General features: G+C 49.1%; 21 protein-coding genes. All 21 read right to left on the bottom strand.

Features of this window, described 5'->3' with window-relative positions; genetic code table 11:
- Positions 1–28: 28 nt before the first annotated feature.
- The 21 genes from truA to rpsC all read right to left on the bottom strand — a co-directional run bounded on the left by truA (position 29) and on the right by rpsC (position 12,776).
- Positions 29–871 carry a tRNA pseudouridine(38-40) synthase TruA gene (gene truA / locus QUA42_RS20365; protein WP_333139543.1) on the bottom strand — a complete coding sequence of 281 codons (843 nt, stop codon included), beginning with the start codon at positions 869–871 and terminating at the stop codon, positions 29–31.
- Positions 872–900: 29 nt separating this feature from the next.
- Entirely contained in the window at positions 901–1,251 is a 351-nt protein-coding gene (gene rplQ, locus QUA42_RS20360) for a 50S ribosomal protein L17 (RefSeq protein WP_190657966.1), read from the bottom strand.
- A 125-nt stretch (positions 1,252–1,376) separates the two neighbouring features.
- Positions 1,377–2,321 (bottom strand): DNA-directed RNA polymerase subunit alpha, encoded by a 945-nt coding sequence (locus QUA42_RS20355; protein ID WP_332958426.1) that lies wholly within the window; start codon positions 2,319–2,321, stop codon positions 1,377–1,379.
- Between the two features lie 174 nt (positions 2,322–2,495).
- A complete protein-coding gene (gene rpsK / locus QUA42_RS20350) occupies positions 2,496–2,894 on the bottom strand; it encodes a 30S ribosomal protein S11 (RefSeq protein WP_332978136.1) in 399 nt (132 codons plus the stop codon).
- Positions 2,895–2,978: 84 nt separating this feature from the next.
- Positions 2,979–3,362: a 30S ribosomal protein S13 gene (gene rpsM / locus QUA42_RS20345; protein WP_006634981.1), complete on the bottom strand. Its 384-nt coding sequence runs from the start codon at positions 3,360–3,362 to the stop codon at positions 2,979–2,981.
- Between the two features lie 83 nt (positions 3,363–3,445).
- On the bottom strand, positions 3,446–3,559 hold the full coding sequence (gene rpmJ / locus QUA42_RS20340) for a 50S ribosomal protein L36 (RefSeq protein ID WP_015178722.1): 114 nt from the start codon (positions 3,557–3,559) through the stop codon (positions 3,446–3,448).
- Positions 3,560–3,927: 368 nt separating this feature from the next.
- A complete protein-coding gene (gene infA / locus QUA42_RS20335) occupies positions 3,928–4,152 on the bottom strand; it encodes a translation initiation factor IF-1 (protein ID WP_006276978.1) in 225 nt (74 codons plus the stop codon).
- Between the two features lie 293 nt (positions 4,153–4,445).
- Positions 4,446–5,030, bottom strand: coding sequence for an adenylate kinase (locus QUA42_RS20330; protein ID WP_333139541.1), 585 nt, complete (start codon positions 5,028–5,030; stop codon positions 4,446–4,448).
- A 5-nt stretch (positions 5,031–5,035) separates the two neighbouring features.
- A complete protein-coding gene (secY, locus tag QUA42_RS20325) occupies positions 5,036–6,340 on the bottom strand; it encodes a preprotein translocase subunit SecY (protein WP_333039629.1) in 1,305 nt (434 codons plus the stop codon).
- A 102-nt stretch (positions 6,341–6,442) separates the two neighbouring features.
- Positions 6,443–6,889: a 50S ribosomal protein L15 gene (gene rplO / locus QUA42_RS20320; RefSeq protein WP_006634984.1), complete on the bottom strand. Its 447-nt coding sequence runs from the start codon at positions 6,887–6,889 to the stop codon at positions 6,443–6,445.
- A 146-nt stretch (positions 6,890–7,035) separates the two neighbouring features.
- The gene (rpsE, locus tag QUA42_RS20315; RefSeq protein WP_190745441.1) at positions 7,036–7,584 is read right to left on the bottom strand and encodes a 30S ribosomal protein S5; all 549 of its coding nucleotides are present in this window, start codon (positions 7,582–7,584) and stop codon (positions 7,036–7,038) included.
- A gap of 162 nt (positions 7,585–7,746) precedes the next feature.
- Positions 7,747–8,109 carry a 50S ribosomal protein L18 gene (rplR, locus tag QUA42_RS20310; protein ID WP_333039624.1) on the bottom strand — a complete coding sequence of 121 codons (363 nt, stop codon included), beginning with the start codon at positions 8,107–8,109 and terminating at the stop codon, positions 7,747–7,749.
- Between the two features lie 2 nt (positions 8,110–8,111).
- Positions 8,112–8,660 carry a 50S ribosomal protein L6 gene (gene rplF / locus QUA42_RS20305; protein ID WP_333039622.1) on the bottom strand — a complete coding sequence of 183 codons (549 nt, stop codon included), beginning with the start codon at positions 8,658–8,660 and terminating at the stop codon, positions 8,112–8,114.
- A 122-nt stretch (positions 8,661–8,782) separates the two neighbouring features.
- Positions 8,783–9,187 carry a 30S ribosomal protein S8 gene (gene rpsH / locus QUA42_RS20300; RefSeq protein WP_190657976.1) on the bottom strand — a complete coding sequence of 135 codons (405 nt, stop codon included), beginning with the start codon at positions 9,185–9,187 and terminating at the stop codon, positions 8,783–8,785.
- A 22-nt stretch (positions 9,188–9,209) separates the two neighbouring features.
- Positions 9,210–9,755, bottom strand: coding sequence for a 50S ribosomal protein L5 (rplE, locus tag QUA42_RS20295; RefSeq protein ID WP_333139539.1), 546 nt, complete (start codon positions 9,753–9,755; stop codon positions 9,210–9,212).
- A 142-nt stretch (positions 9,756–9,897) separates the two neighbouring features.
- Positions 9,898–10,260: a 50S ribosomal protein L24 gene (rplX, locus tag QUA42_RS20290; protein WP_242719707.1), complete on the bottom strand. Its 363-nt coding sequence runs from the start codon at positions 10,258–10,260 to the stop codon at positions 9,898–9,900.
- Between the two features lies 1 nt (position 10,261).
- On the bottom strand, positions 10,262–10,630 hold the full coding sequence (gene rplN / locus QUA42_RS20285; RefSeq protein WP_006634991.1) for a 50S ribosomal protein L14: 369 nt from the start codon (positions 10,628–10,630) through the stop codon (positions 10,262–10,264).
- Between the two features lie 127 nt (positions 10,631–10,757).
- Positions 10,758–11,006, bottom strand: coding sequence for a 30S ribosomal protein S17 (gene rpsQ, locus QUA42_RS20280; protein WP_015178711.1), 249 nt, complete (start codon positions 11,004–11,006; stop codon positions 10,758–10,760).
- Positions 11,007–11,072: 66 nt separating this feature from the next.
- Positions 11,073–11,354 (bottom strand): 50S ribosomal protein L29, encoded by a 282-nt coding sequence (gene rpmC / locus QUA42_RS20275; protein WP_333039617.1) that lies wholly within the window; start codon positions 11,352–11,354, stop codon positions 11,073–11,075.
- A gap of 159 nt (positions 11,355–11,513) precedes the next feature.
- Positions 11,514–11,933 carry a 50S ribosomal protein L16 gene (gene rplP, locus QUA42_RS20270; protein WP_333139538.1) on the bottom strand — a complete coding sequence of 140 codons (420 nt, stop codon included), beginning with the start codon at positions 11,931–11,933 and terminating at the stop codon, positions 11,514–11,516.
- Between the two features lie 114 nt (positions 11,934–12,047).
- Positions 12,048–12,776: a 30S ribosomal protein S3 gene (gene rpsC / locus QUA42_RS20265; protein ID WP_015178708.1), complete on the bottom strand. Its 729-nt coding sequence runs from the start codon at positions 12,774–12,776 to the stop codon at positions 12,048–12,050.
- Between the last annotated feature and the right edge of the window lie 20 nt (positions 12,777–12,796).

Below are 12,796 nucleotides of genomic sequence, written 5' to 3'. Positions count from 1 at the left end.
CTAATGACTAATGACTAATGACTAATGACTAATGACTAATGACTAATTTTGGCTGAGTGTCGTACCAGACATCTGGGGGAAAGGGAAATTCTGAATAGCCAACCCGTAGCAGGCACAAACCTTGAGCGGGAGCGGCATATTTGACCATTTCTCGGCGTTCGTTGACCCAGATATCTGTGAAATTGTCGATCGGCCTTTCCCCGCGACCCACCTGCACCAGCAACCCCACCAGCAGCCGCATCATTCCGTACAGAAACCCGCTCGCCTGAACCTCAATATAGATAAGAGGCCCAGAACGGTGACACTCTGCCGCTTGTACGTCCACCCAGGAATGGGGGCGGGCAGAACCCGCACGGTGGAAAGCAGCCAGGTGATGCCGCCCGATTAGCGGTGTCAAAGCTGTCTGAATCAAAGATTCATCCACAGGGGCGTGATAGCAGTGCCAAGCAAAAGGACGCACAAACAAATTAGGGGTCGGGTCTGTATAAAGGGTGTAGCGATAGCGCCGCCAACTGGCTGAGAACCGAGCGTGCCAGGTAGGTTCCACCTTTGCCGAAGCTCGAATTAAAATATCTTTTGCCAGTCGAGAGTTGAGAACGCTTGCCCAGCGGTGAGCCGGAATTGGGCCGTGGGCATCAAAATGCGCTACTTGAGCAGCGGCGTGAACTCCCGCATCGGTTCTCCCAGCAGCGTGCAGCGTTACCGGGCGTTCCAGAACAGTCGATATTGCTGTTTCAATTTCTTCTTGTACTGTACGCTGGTTCGGCTGTCGCTGCCAACCGTGAAAGTTAGTGCCGAGGTATTGGATCACCAAAGCAACGCGCTGTATCGATTGGGGATTTTCGATTGGGGATTTTGGATTGTTAGTCATAAATCACAAATCTCCAACCCAAAATGGAATTAAACCAGTTCAACGATCGCCATTTCGGAATTGTCTCCTTGACGGGGGACAGTTCGCACGACGCGGGTGTAGCCGCCGTTGCGCGAGCCGTAACGTTCTTGGGCTGCTTCAAACAAGGCGTGTACTAACTGTTTGTCGTAGATAAAGCCCATAGCTTGGCGGCGAGCGGCCAATGAGCCATCTTTTGCCAGGGTAATCATTCGGTCAGCCTCTGGGCGCAGCGCTTTGGCGCGGGCAAGAGTGGTAGTAATTTTACCGTGGCGGATTAATTCGGTGGTCAGCGAGCGCAGCAGGGCGCGGCGCTGGTCAGCCGGTTTGTTGAGTTGGGGAACGCGACAGCGGTGACGCATAGCAGTTGGTAATTGGTAATTGGTAATTGGGTGCCGGGATAGTCCGCGAGTTTTGAGCGGTGATTTCTTTAACTTAAAAACTCACCTACTTAAAATTCAGAACTTTTTTACCCGTTACCCGTTGATTAACTTTTAGCTGATTTTTCCTGTGGCAAGGTAATGCCCAAGCGTTTTTGTAAAGCTTCAATCACTTCTTCGGCAGACTTCTGCCCGAAGTTCTTGATCTCGAGCAAGTCTTCTTGGGTATAATCCAATAAGTCTGCGACTGAGTTGATCTGAGCCCGCTTGAGACAGTTGTAAGCCCGGACGGACAACTGCAATTCTTCGATCGGAATTTGGCTGGTAGGATCTGCTTCACCTGGATACTCTGGTTTGAGAGAATCTTGGGTGATGTCTTTGAGAGGTGCAAATAGATCTACCAGGATGTGGGCAGATTGACTCAAAGCTTCTTGAGGCGTCACGCTGCCATCAGTCCAGATTTCCATAATCAGCCGGTCTTTCTCGACCGTGCCGCCTACCCTAGCATCTTCAACGCTGTAGTTGACTCTGCGAATCGGCATAAAGATAGCGTCAATTTGGAGAAAATCCAAAGCCGACCCATCATCGCGACTGCGATCTACTGCTCGGTATCCGATGCCTTTTTCAATTCTGAATTCCATTTCCAGAACTGAGCCGGGCGAGAGAGTTGCAATGTACTGGGAGCGATCGATCAATTCCACCTCTGAGGGCAAATCGAATCTATCGGCCGTAACTGTGACAGGCCCCTCAATCCGCAACCTGCCGATTTGGGGCTGCTGAGAATGAGTTTTGAGGACCACCTCTTTCATGTTCAGGAGAATTTCTAGAACATCCTCACGTACCCCTTCGATCGTGGCAAACTCGTGATTGACGCCCGCGATTCGGACTGAAGTTACTGCCGTTCCTTCCAAATTTGACAGCAGAACTCGCCGAAGCGCATTCCCAACAGTTGTTCCTTGACCGCGATCGAGCGGTTCCAGGACAAATTTTCCGTACTGACTGCGGTCTTTGTCAGTGTTAGACTCTATACATTCAATTTGAAACTGCGCCACGGAGTGACCTCCCTTTTCCACTTTGGATTTTTGATTTTGGATTTTAGATTGCAGAGCATACCCCTGAACGGATTTCGGATTTTGGATGGACGGGGCAACAGTTAGAACCATTAGTTTTTGACTTTAAGCAGTTAGCCATTATCCAAAATCTAAAATCTAAAATCTCAAATCGTTTTAGACTCTACGCCGCTTGGGAGGGCGACAGCCGTTGTGAGGAATTGGGGTAACATCTCTAATCAGGGTGATTTCCAGTCCCGCCCCTTGCAGCGCCCGGATTGCAGTTTCTCTACCTGCTCCGGGCCCGCTCACCATTACTTCTATTTGGCGCATTCCTTGGTCGTTGGCTCTGCGGGCAGCACTTTCTGCTGCTGTTTGAGCGGCAAAGGGAGTTCCCTTTTTAGCTCCTTTAAAACCGCTGGAACCAGCCGATGCCCAGGATATCACTTCACCGTTGAGGTCGGTAATAGTTACAATCGTGTTGTTAAAGGTAGACTGGATGTAGCCTACCCCATTGGGTACATTCCGTTTCTGCTTTTTTGCACCAGATTTCTTGCCTGTTTGTGGTCGCGCCATATTAGTCTCTTTAACGTTTCTCTCAACTAATGTCCAGAAGCGCTAGGAGCCAGCAGCCCCCAGCGTATTTTTCCAAAAAAGATGTTACTTCTTGGAAGGTGCCTTTTTCTTGCCCGCAACTGTTCGGCGGACGCCACGACGGGTTCTGGCGTTGGTACGGGTTCGTTGTCCCCGCACCGGCAGACCCAAACGGTGACGCCGACCGCGATAAGTTCCGATGTCCATCAGGCGCTTGATGTTCATTGACTCCCAGCGCCGGAGGTCTCCTTCGATTTGGTATGTGGTTTCTACATGAGCCCGCAGAGCTGTCACGTCGGCCTCTGTTAAATCCTTGACGCGAGTGTCAGGATTGACGCCTGTTGCAGCGATAATTTTTTGGGCCCGCGACAAGCCTATTCCGTAAATGTATGTCAGACCTATTTCGACGCGCTTATCGCGTGGAAGGTCTACCCCGGCAATCCGTGCCACACTTTTTGTCTCCCTAGTTTTCCTGTTTGGCTACAATGTTCAATTAGGATGCACCTGCGTGCATTGCCCAATCTTCGTTTTTTCTAACCTTGGCGCTGTTTGTGTTTCGGGTTAGTGCATATCACCATCACTCGACCGCGACGGCGGATGACGCGACATTTCTCACAAATTTTTTTGACAGATGCTCGAACTTTCATCTTTCTTCCTGCCTGGAGAACCCCGCTCTAGCGGAGAACAGGCACGCTGGGACTGCCCGTAGAGCGGTGGGAGGAGAGGCTGGGCAAGGTGTAGACCTCTCCTCGATTAAATTGTATAAAGTGCGGGTTGTTTCATGAAGGAGCCCGCTTGCACCCACTCCCATTGCTGGGTAAAGTTCGCCTGCGCCAGAGTGTTGGCGAGCGATACTTTTACGGTGTAACAATGACTTAACCCGGTACACCGGTAGGTTGTTGACGCCCTTCTCGGCAACACTACAAACGTAGCATTATAGCATAAATTTGAAGCTTTTTACCAAATTCTCTCTAAATTAAACTTAGAATTAGTTTTTAGAAAGTTTTATCTAAGCCTATTTTTTCCGAAGGCGATAAGTAATCCTGCCTTTGGTCAAGTCATAGGGAGTCAATTCGACTTTGACGCGATCGCCCGGCAGAATTTTGATGTAGTTGCGGCGGATCTTGCCAGAAATGTGAGCCAGCACGTTAAACCCATTATCTAGGTCAACGCGAAACATCGCATTGGGCAGGGATTCCGTCACTGTCCCTTCCATTTCAATTAAATCTTGCTTAGACAATTTGGTATTTACCTCAACTCTACATTTGATTAACTAGGAGTGTCCCGGCGTTGGCCTCAAAACCTATTTACTGGTAGGAGTCAAACGGGAACGGGGGGCAATAATTAGGGCGACTCGATAGACTTTAATACTCAACCAACCGCTTGTTTTAGCTTTACTTGAGTAAAGTTGTGGCAATTAGTATCGAGTTCAATCCGCTCTCTAGCAACCCTCACAAAACCTGATAGCACAAAAAGCTCCTAGTTAACATATCTTAGCAAAAGCTTGTGAGTAACAAGCTGTATTGAGAGGGTTCAAGAGTCGATCGAGAGAGATTGTTGCAGTTCTGCGGTGACTAATTCCATTGCTCGATCGCCATCAACCGCAACTAACTGTTGACGGCCGCTGTAAAAATCAATCAAAGGCTCAGTTTGCTCGCGATAAACTTGCAACCGACGGCGGATCGTCTCTTCATTGTCATCCTGCCGGCCCCGCGACAGCAGGCGAGACACCAAAATGTCGTCAGGCACGTCGAGATTAACAGCTTTGAGACCACATTTGGGGTTCGATGTACCCCCCTCGGCACCGCTAAGCTCCTGCAGCAGTTTGTCTAAAAAAGTTGCCTGGGCAACAGTGCGGGGAAAGCCGTCGAGAATCCAGCCCGCATTCGCGTCCGGTTCATTCAAGCGTTCCTGCACGATATCCATCAGCAATTGGTCGGGAACCAACTCACCCCTGTCCATGTAAGCTTGCGCCTTTAAGCCCAAGGCAGTTTTCGCCACCACGCAGGCGCGTAGGATTTCGCCCGTAGAAATGTGGGGTATTTTCCAGAGAGCGCCTAATATCTGAGCCTGAGTTCCCTTTCCCGCCCCTGGAGGCCCCATGAAAATAAATTGCATTACGATTACTTCACCATTCCTTCATATCGCTGGGAGATGACGTAAGTTTGAATTTGCTTAGCAGTTTCGATCGCCACACCTACTAGAATCAGTAGGGAAGTGGCGCCAAAACCTCTAAAAGTTTGCACACCGATCGCGCTTTCTACAGCAGTTGGTACAATAGCCACCAGACCGAGAAAAATCGCTCCCAAGAAAGTCAAACGGTTCAAAACCTTCTCCACATAATCACTCGTTTTCTGACCCGGACGAATTCCAGGAATGCTAGCGCCCATTTTCTTCAAATTCTGAGACATATCTACGGGGTTTACAATCAACGAAGCGTAGAAATAGCTGAAGAACAGAATCAAAGTTAGATAAAACAGCGCATAAGCCCAAGGGGCAGGGCCGTTCGGACTCAAAACATTAGCAACTTGAACCAAAAACGGGTTATTGAGAGACTGAGCGAGGAAAGAAGGCACAATCAACACCGAAGATGCAAAAATAATCGGCATCACTCCGCCTTGATTCAAGCGCAGGGGCAGATAACTCCGGCTCTCCCGATAAACTTTGCGGCCGACTTGGCGACGGGCAGAAATAATCGGAATGCGGCGAGTACCTTCCTGAACAAAAACAATCCCGACAATCGTTACCAAAAATACCAGTAGCAGAACGACTACGCGGCCGACAACTTGCGTGTCCCCGCTTTGAGCCAATTCAAAAGTTTGTCCCAAAGAGCGTGGCAATACCGACACAATATTGATAAAAATCAGCAGCGACGCTCCGTTCCCGATACCTCGTTCCGTCACCACTTCCGATATCCACATCACAAACATGGAGCCGGCTGTCAGAGCCAAAGCAGTTTGTGCTATGAATAAAGGCGATGGAGACTGAGCAAAAGGGCTGACCCAAATCGCAATGCCAATACTTTGCAGAATTGCCCAGCCCAAAGAGACGTAGCGAGTAATTTGAGAAATTTTGCGTCGCCCCGCTTCTCCTTCATTTTTCTGCAAGTCTTCTAAGCTTGGCAGAGCAGCAGTTAGAAGTTGCACAATAATTGAAGCATTAATGTAGGGCAAAATCCCCAACGCGAAAATCCCCAACGCTGACAAGCCGCCTCCTGAGAACAAGTCCAGAAAGCCAATTAAAGGGCTATTTTGGACGTTTTGGGCAAAGGCGACTCGATCAATGCCGGGGACTGGCAAGTGGACACCCAGGCGTACTAAAATCAGTAAGCCAACGGTTACGAGGATGCGGCCTCGTAAACCAGCAGCTTGAGCCATCTGCATGAACGTCTCTTGTGCAGTTGGCGCTTTCTCTCTACTAACGTCCATAGTTACGATTTTGGATTTTAGATTTGGGATTTTCGACTAAATCATTTTCTGATAGCAAGCTTGAGGATTTGAGATTTGGACAGACTCTCAAACCTCAAATCTTCACGCAACTAATTCACAACTTCCGCCTGCAGCTTCAATTTTGGTGCGAGCACCTGCGGTAAAAGCCGAGGCGCGCACTTGCAAAGGTACATTCAGTTCACCATCTCCTAAGATTTTCAGCGGCCCGTCGTCTGTGGTGACAATTTTTGCTTGGATCAAAGAGGTGAGAGTAACTTCGGTGTTTGCTGGCAGCGATGCTAATTTACTTACATTAATGGTAGTGTACTCTTTCCGGTTCACTAGAGGGAAGCTTTTCAACTTGGGGAGACGGCGGTAGAGAGGATTTTGACCTCCTTCAAAACCGGGTCTAGTGCCGCTACCGGCTCTAGATTTTTGACCGCGCATCCCTTTGCCGGAGCTCGCGCCTTGACCGGCAGAAATACCTCTGCCCAAGCGTCGGGGGCGCTTTTGGGAGCCTGCTTTGGGTCGGGCGTCTTGCAATCTCATAGTTTTAGTAATTGGTAATTGGTAATTGGTATGTAGAGAGGGGGTACGCAGTAGTTTTGAGTGCGTGAGTTTTAAGTTGCGGATTTTTTTATTTTCACCGCAAGCACTTAACACTCAAAACTTACAGTTTCCCATTCTCGCGTGCCCTAACCGTAGAGATTTTCTACTGGAATTCCGCGCTCTTGAGCAACTTCGGACAAGGTGCGGAGGGTGGAGAGGGCATTGACTGCGGCTCGGGCGTTGTTTAAGGGATTTCCAGAACCTAGCTGTTTGGCTAAGATGTTGCGGACTCCTGCTAGTTCGAGAACAGTTCGCACTGCTCCCCCTGCAATTACCCCGGTTCCCGGAGCGGCTGGCCGCATCATCACTTTAGCTCCGCCACCGTCACCGTTGATGGGGTGAGGGATGGAGTTAGATTTGGTGAGGGGGACTTCAATTAGGTGCTTTTTGCCGTCAGCGACGCCTTTTTTAACGGCACCGATTACGTCGCTAGCTTTGCCGACTCCTACTCCAACTTGACCGCGTTCGTTGCCGATAATGACTATGGCGCGGAAGCTGAGTTTTTTACCACCTTTGACTACTTTGGTAACGCGCCGAATCTGAACAACCCGTTCTTGCCATTCAGATTCTTTTTCGCGCCCTTTGTTGTTGCTGCTGCTTTTTTTCTTGTTGCGCTGTTCTTTTTGTTCTGCCATAGTTTTGTCCTGTGGGAATTAGTAATTGGTGAAAGGCGATCGGCAAGTGGTAATTGTTTGAGTAAAAAGTAAAAATAGAAGAAATCTGGATTTTGCCTTTTAACTTTCAACTTTTGACTTTTTACTTTTTAATTACTCATTACCCGCTACCCATTACCCCCTCTAGAAGTCTAACCCCGCTTCGCGAGCTGCTTCTGCGAGGGCTTTGACACGACCGTGATAGAGGTTGCCCCCCCGATCGAATACGACTTTGACTATGCCAGCGCTGGAACAGCGTTTGGCAATCAACTGACCGACTTGGACACTTGCGGAGCAGTTGCCGCCAGAACTGAGAGTTGACTTCAATTCGGGATCGAGGGTTGACGCGGCGGCCAAAGTGTGCTGGGCGGTGTCGTCGATTACTTGAGCGTAGATGTGCTGCTCTGAACGAAATACCGCTAGTCTGGGACGTTCGGCGGTGCCGAACACCTTGCGCCGAACACGGCGGTGTCTGCGCTGGACTGATTCTTTGCGAGTAAGCTTCATTGTTACTTCTTACCTGTTTTGCCTGTTTTACCAGCTTTGCGCCGGACGACTTCGCCGCTGTAGCGAATGCCTTTGCCTTTGTAGACTTCGGGCGGACGCACTGCGCGGATGCGGGCTGCTGTATTGCCTACGAGTTCTTTGTCAATGCCGGAGACAATGACGTTGGTATTGCCTTCAACTGCCATTGTGATGCCTTCTGGAGGGGGCATTTCAACGGGTTTGCTGTAACCGACGTTTAAAATCAGGTTCCGTCCTTGAACCTGTGCCCGATAACCTGTGCCGATAATTTCGAGACGCCGCTGAAAACCTTGAGATACACCTTCGACCATGTTGGCGACTAGAGTGCGACACAAGCCGTGCAGTTGTCTGGCGACGCGAGATTCGTCTCGGCGAGTAACGAGTAAAGTCTCGCCTTCAATTCCCATGAGGATTTCGGCTGGGATAACTCGGGAAAGTTCACCTTTAGGGCCTTTGACGGCTACTTTTTGACCGTCTAGGGTGACGGTGACTTTCGTGGGGATGCTAATCGGACGCTTGCCAATTCGCGACATAGTTTTTTGTCCTTTGTTTTTAGTTATTAGTCCTTGATTATTAGTGCTTAGTTATTAGTCCTTAGTGATTGATTTTTGAGTCGGTTGCCAACGACCAGTGACTAATGACTAATGACTAATGACTACCAAACATAACAAAGCACTTCACCGCCCAAACCTTGGCGTCGAGCTTCTCTATCCGTCATAATGCCGCTGGAGGTGGAAATAATGGCAATGCCAATTCCGCCTAACACTCTGGGCAATTCTTTACGGTTCGAGTAAACGCGCAGTCCTGGTTTGCTGACTCGCTTAAGTGCCGTGATAATGGGCTTGCGAGTTTTACCTTTGTACTTTAGAGAAAGCACTAAATGTCGCTTGACCCCTTCTGCTTCTGCTTCTTCAAATTCGCCGATGAAGCCTTCACTTTTGAGGACTTGGGCGATGCTGCGGGTCATTTTTGTAGCTGGAATTTGCGTTGTTTGGTGGCGCGCCATGCAAGAATTGCGAATGCGCGTCAACATATCTGCTATGGTATCGTTAGCTGCCATCTTTTGCTTCTTACTCTAGTGCTTAGTTGTCCCGGAACGGCATTCCCATTTCTTTAAGCAAGGCGCGTCCTTCTTCGTCGGTGTTTGCTGTGGTGATAATTGAAATGTCCATGCCTCGAATTTGATCGATGCTGTCATATTCTATTTCTGGAAAAATTAGCTGTTCTCTCAGACCCAAGCTGTAGTTGCCGCGCCCGTCGAAGCTTTTGGGGCTGATGCCACGGAAGTCGCGGATTCGGGGGAGTGCGAGGTTGATCAGCCGATCGAGAAAATCGTACATCCGATCGCCGCGCAGCGTCACCATAACGCCGACGGGTACTCCTTTGCGGATTTTGAAGCCTGCAATCGCTTTTTTCGCCCGCGTCACCACTGGTTTTTGACCGGTGATGATGCCAATTTCGTTGATCGACGAATCAAGTGCCTTAGCGTTTTGAGATGCTTCTCCCAAACCGCGGTTCACTGTGACTTTGACGAGTTTGGGAACCTGATGGATATTAGTATATTTAAACTGATCCATCAGTGTGGGAACGATTTTTCCTTGATAAAGAACTTTGAGTTTGTCCGGCATAGTTTTTGTGTTTCGTTAACTGTCCCTGGGCTTGGTCAGGGAATTTGTCGATTGTCCGTCCCACCGATGTTAGCTGTTAGTTATGAGTTGAAAAGTCACTTGTCAGAAGGCGGACTAATGACCAATGACTGATAACAAATCACTATTGATCGATGATTTCTCCAGTTTTTTTGAGCTGTCGCAGTTTCCGACCGTCTTCGCTAAATGTATAGCAAACGCGGCTAGCTATTTTTTCTTTTTCAGAATAGTGCATGACATTTGAGCTGTGAATGGGAGCCTCAAATGTGAGTATTTTCCCGGACTCTCCCTCTTGCTGGGGCTTGACGTGCTTTGTTCTGATGTTTACACCTTTAACAATTACTTTGCTGACTTTAGGATATGTCTTTAAGATTTCTCCGACTTTTCCTTTCTCTTTGCCAGTAATTATTTGCACGGTGTCGCCCGCTTTGACGTGCATTCTGTAGCGCTGCGGCTCGCTAGTTGGTTTACCCTTTTTTCCGTACATTTTAAAGTACCTCCGGGGCTAAGGAAACGATTTTAGTAAAGTTTTTGTCGCGCAATTCGCGGGCAACGGGGCCGAAGACGCGGGTGCCTTTGGGGTTGCCGTCTACGTTGATAATAACGGCGGCGTTATCGTCAAAACGAATGCTCATGCCACTGTCGCGGCGCAGACCTTTGCGGGTTCTGACAATGACAGCCCGAACGACATCTGATTTTTTGACAGCCATATTGGGGATGGCGTCTTTGACGACGGCAATGATGACATCGCCGACTCCGCCGTAGCGACGGTTGCCGCCTCCCAATACGCGGATGCACATCAGTTTGCGGGCTCCGCTATTGTCGGCGACATTGAGGTATGTCTGGGGTTGAATCATGGTGATTGGGGAAAAAGTAATTTGATGCTTGCTAACTGCTAACTGCTAATTGCTAATTGATGGGTAATCACAGAGTCGATCGATTGATTAGAAGATCGCACACTTCAAAGCAATTAAGAATTAACTGTTAGCCATTTTTTGCACCGAAAATCTCAGCAACCGTCCAACGTTTGGTTTTGCTCAGTGGGCGAGTTTCAGTGATGCGGACGCGATCGCCCGATTTGCACTGATTTTCTTCGTCGTGAGCTTTGTACCGCTTGGTGCGGACTACGATTTTGCCGTATTTGGTGTGGGAGGAGCGGTTTTCGATTGCTACCACGACGGTTTTATCCATCTTGTCGCTGACTACTACGCCAACTCGTTCTTTAATTGCCATAGCTACCTATTTTTGTTGTGCAATTGACTTTTTTAGCTACTGTCCGAGCCGAGGCTAGGTTGCTGCTTACTCTTGGCTGACTTCTGGGCTTGGAGCCGAACCTGCGGCTTCTTGAGCTGCGGCTGATTTTTCTGCAGCTTCTTTCTCAGCAACGATTTGGCGCTCGCGTTCAACTGTCATCAATTGAGCTAGCCGGTGTTTGGCGTGCTTGAACAGGTGAGGCTTTTCCATGCGGCCGGTAGCTTGCTGGAGCCGCAATTCCATTAGTTGGCGCTTGACGGCTAAAATTTGCTCTGCTACTGCAGCATCGCTTAATTCTCTAGCTTCTTTAATCTTGGTCAAAGACATAATTGTGTGCTTTCTCGTTAGCGAGCGGTATGACAGAAGACAGAATTGTCTCTTAGGCTGAAGGTCGAAGGAAAGAAAAGTTATGAAAGCCAGATTTTAAAATGCTGTAGCCGTTTAAAATGCTGATTAATACAGACCTAATTCTACCTTCGCTCTTCGCTATGACTGGTCTTCTTCGCGAGTGATGAACTTGGTTTTAATTGGTAATTTGAAAGATGCCAAACGCATTGCTTCGCGGGCAGTTTCTTCACTTACGCCGCCAATTTCAAACATTACCCGGCCCGGTTTGACCACGGCAACCCAAAACTCTGGTGAGCCTTTACCAGAACCCATCCGGGTTTCTGCTGCGCGCTCGGTGACTGGTTTGTCGGGAAAAATGCGAATCCAGATTTTGCCGCCCCGGCGGATATAGCGGGTCATGGCGCGCCGTCCGGCTTCTATTTGGCGGGAAGTAATCCAGGCGGGTTCGATAGCTTGGAGCGCGAAGTCGCCAAAGCTAACTGTATTGCCGCGGGTGGCAATACCGCTCATTCGTCCGCGCTGTTGTTTGCGGAATTTCGTTCTTTTAGGGCTTAACATGGCTTTGGGAGTTGGGTAATTGGTAATTGGTAATTGGTAATTGGTGATTGCTAATTGCTAATTGGTTTGGAACAACTCACACTTAACAAATGACAACTAACAGTTAACAATTAGCTAGCCTTCGTTCGATCGATCTTCAAAGTTCTGGCGACGGCGCTTTTGTTTAGTCCGGGGCACTGCTGCATTTGGTGCAGCTTCTTGTTCTTGTCCGGGAATAATTTCGCCTTTGAAAACCCAAACTTTAATGCCGAGAATACCGTAGATGGTTTGAGCAGTGCAGTAGGAGTAGTCGATGTCGGCCCGGAGCGTGTGCAACGGGACTCTTCCTTCGCGTGTCCATTCGGTACGAGCGATTTCTGCGCCGTTGAGGCGTCCGCTGACTTGAATTTTGATGCCTTGGATGCCGACTTTTTGAGCGCGGGTGATTGCTTGGCGGACGACTCGGCGGAAGGATACGCGCCGTTCTAGTTGCTGAGCGATGTATTCTGCGATCAGTGTGGCATCGGCGTCTACTCGCTGAACTTCGACGACGTTGATGCGAATTTGGCGGTTGCTACCGAGTTGCTGCTGCAAACCGACGCGCAAGGTTTCGATGCCTGCTCCGCCGCGACCTACGACAACGCCTGGTCTGGCGGTGAACACTTCTAGGTCAATTTGATCGGCTTTACGCTCAATTTTGACCGAGGAAATACCCGCATTGTTGAGCGTTTTACGAACGTACTTGCGAATTTTATAGTCTTCTTGCAAGAGTTCTGGATAGTTTTTGGGATCGGCAAACCAGCGAGAGCGGTGCTCTTGGGTAATGCCGAGACGAAAACCAATTGGATGTATTTTTTGGCCCATAATAGTTGATGAGTTAATTG

The organism is Microcoleus sp. Pol11C2, assembly GCF_036701505.1.
Classification (GTDB): Bacteria; Cyanobacteriota; Cyanobacteriia; order Cyanobacteriales; family Microcoleaceae; genus Microcoleus.
This window is presented reverse-complemented; position numbering and strand designations above follow the sequence as displayed.

What these genes read in the sequence shown, in the direction of transcription:
- truA (WP_333139543.1), bottom strand. Translation starts at nt 871, where the DNA reads ATGACTAACAATCCAAAATCCCCAATCGAAAATCCCCAATCGATACAG.
- rplQ (WP_190657966.1), bottom strand. Translation starts at nt 1,251, where the DNA reads ATGCGTCACCGCTGTCGCGTTCCCCAACTCAACAAACCGGCTGACCAG.
- rpsK (WP_332978136.1), bottom strand. Translation starts at nt 2,894, where the DNA reads ATGGCGCGACCACAAACAGGCAAGAAATCTGGTGCAAAAAAGCAGAAA.
- rpmJ (WP_015178722.1), bottom strand. Translation starts at nt 3,559, where the DNA reads ATGAAAGTTCGAGCATCTGTCAAAAAAATTTGTGAGAAATGTCGCGTC.
- QUA42_RS20330 (WP_333139541.1), bottom strand. Translation starts at nt 5,030, where the DNA reads ATGCAATTTATTTTCATGGGGCCTCCAGGGGCGGGAAAGGGAACTCAG.
- secY (WP_333039629.1), bottom strand. Translation starts at nt 6,340, where the DNA reads ATGGACGTTAGTAGAGAGAAAGCGCCAACTGCACAAGAGACGTTCATG.
- rplO (WP_006634984.1), bottom strand. Translation starts at nt 6,889, where the DNA reads ATGAGATTGCAAGACGCCCGACCCAAAGCAGGCTCCCAAAAGCGCCCC.
- rpsE (WP_190745441.1), bottom strand. Translation starts at nt 7,584, where the DNA reads ATGGCAGAACAAAAAGAACAGCGCAACAAGAAAAAAAGCAGCAGCAAC.
- rplR (WP_333039624.1), bottom strand. Translation starts at nt 8,109, where the DNA reads ATGAAGCTTACTCGCAAAGAATCAGTCCAGCGCAGACACCGCCGTGTT.
- rplF (WP_333039622.1), bottom strand. Translation starts at nt 8,660, where the DNA reads ATGTCGCGAATTGGCAAGCGTCCGATTAGCATCCCCACGAAAGTCACC.
- rpsH (WP_190657976.1), bottom strand. Translation starts at nt 9,187, where the DNA reads ATGGCAGCTAACGATACCATAGCAGATATGTTGACGCGCATTCGCAAT.
- rplE (WP_333139539.1), bottom strand. Translation starts at nt 9,755, where the DNA reads ATGCCGGACAAACTCAAAGTTCTTTATCAAGGAAAAATCGTTCCCACA.
- rplX (WP_242719707.1), bottom strand. Translation starts at nt 10,260, where the DNA reads ATGTACGGAAAAAAGGGTAAACCAACTAGCGAGCCGCAGCGCTACAGA.
- rplN (WP_006634991.1), bottom strand. Translation starts at nt 10,630, where the DNA reads ATGATTCAACCCCAGACATACCTCAATGTCGCCGACAATAGCGGAGCC.
- rpsQ (WP_015178711.1), bottom strand. Translation starts at nt 11,006, where the DNA reads ATGGCAATTAAAGAACGAGTTGGCGTAGTAGTCAGCGACAAGATGGAT.
- rpmC (WP_333039617.1), bottom strand. Translation starts at nt 11,354, where the DNA reads ATGTCTTTGACCAAGATTAAAGAAGCTAGAGAATTAAGCGATGCTGCA.
- rplP (WP_333139538.1), bottom strand. Translation starts at nt 11,933, where the DNA reads ATGTTAAGCCCTAAAAGAACGAAATTCCGCAAACAACAGCGCGGACGA.
- rpsC (WP_015178708.1), bottom strand. Translation starts at nt 12,776, where the DNA reads ATGGGCCAAAAAATACATCCAATTGGTTTTCGTCTCGGCATTACCCAA.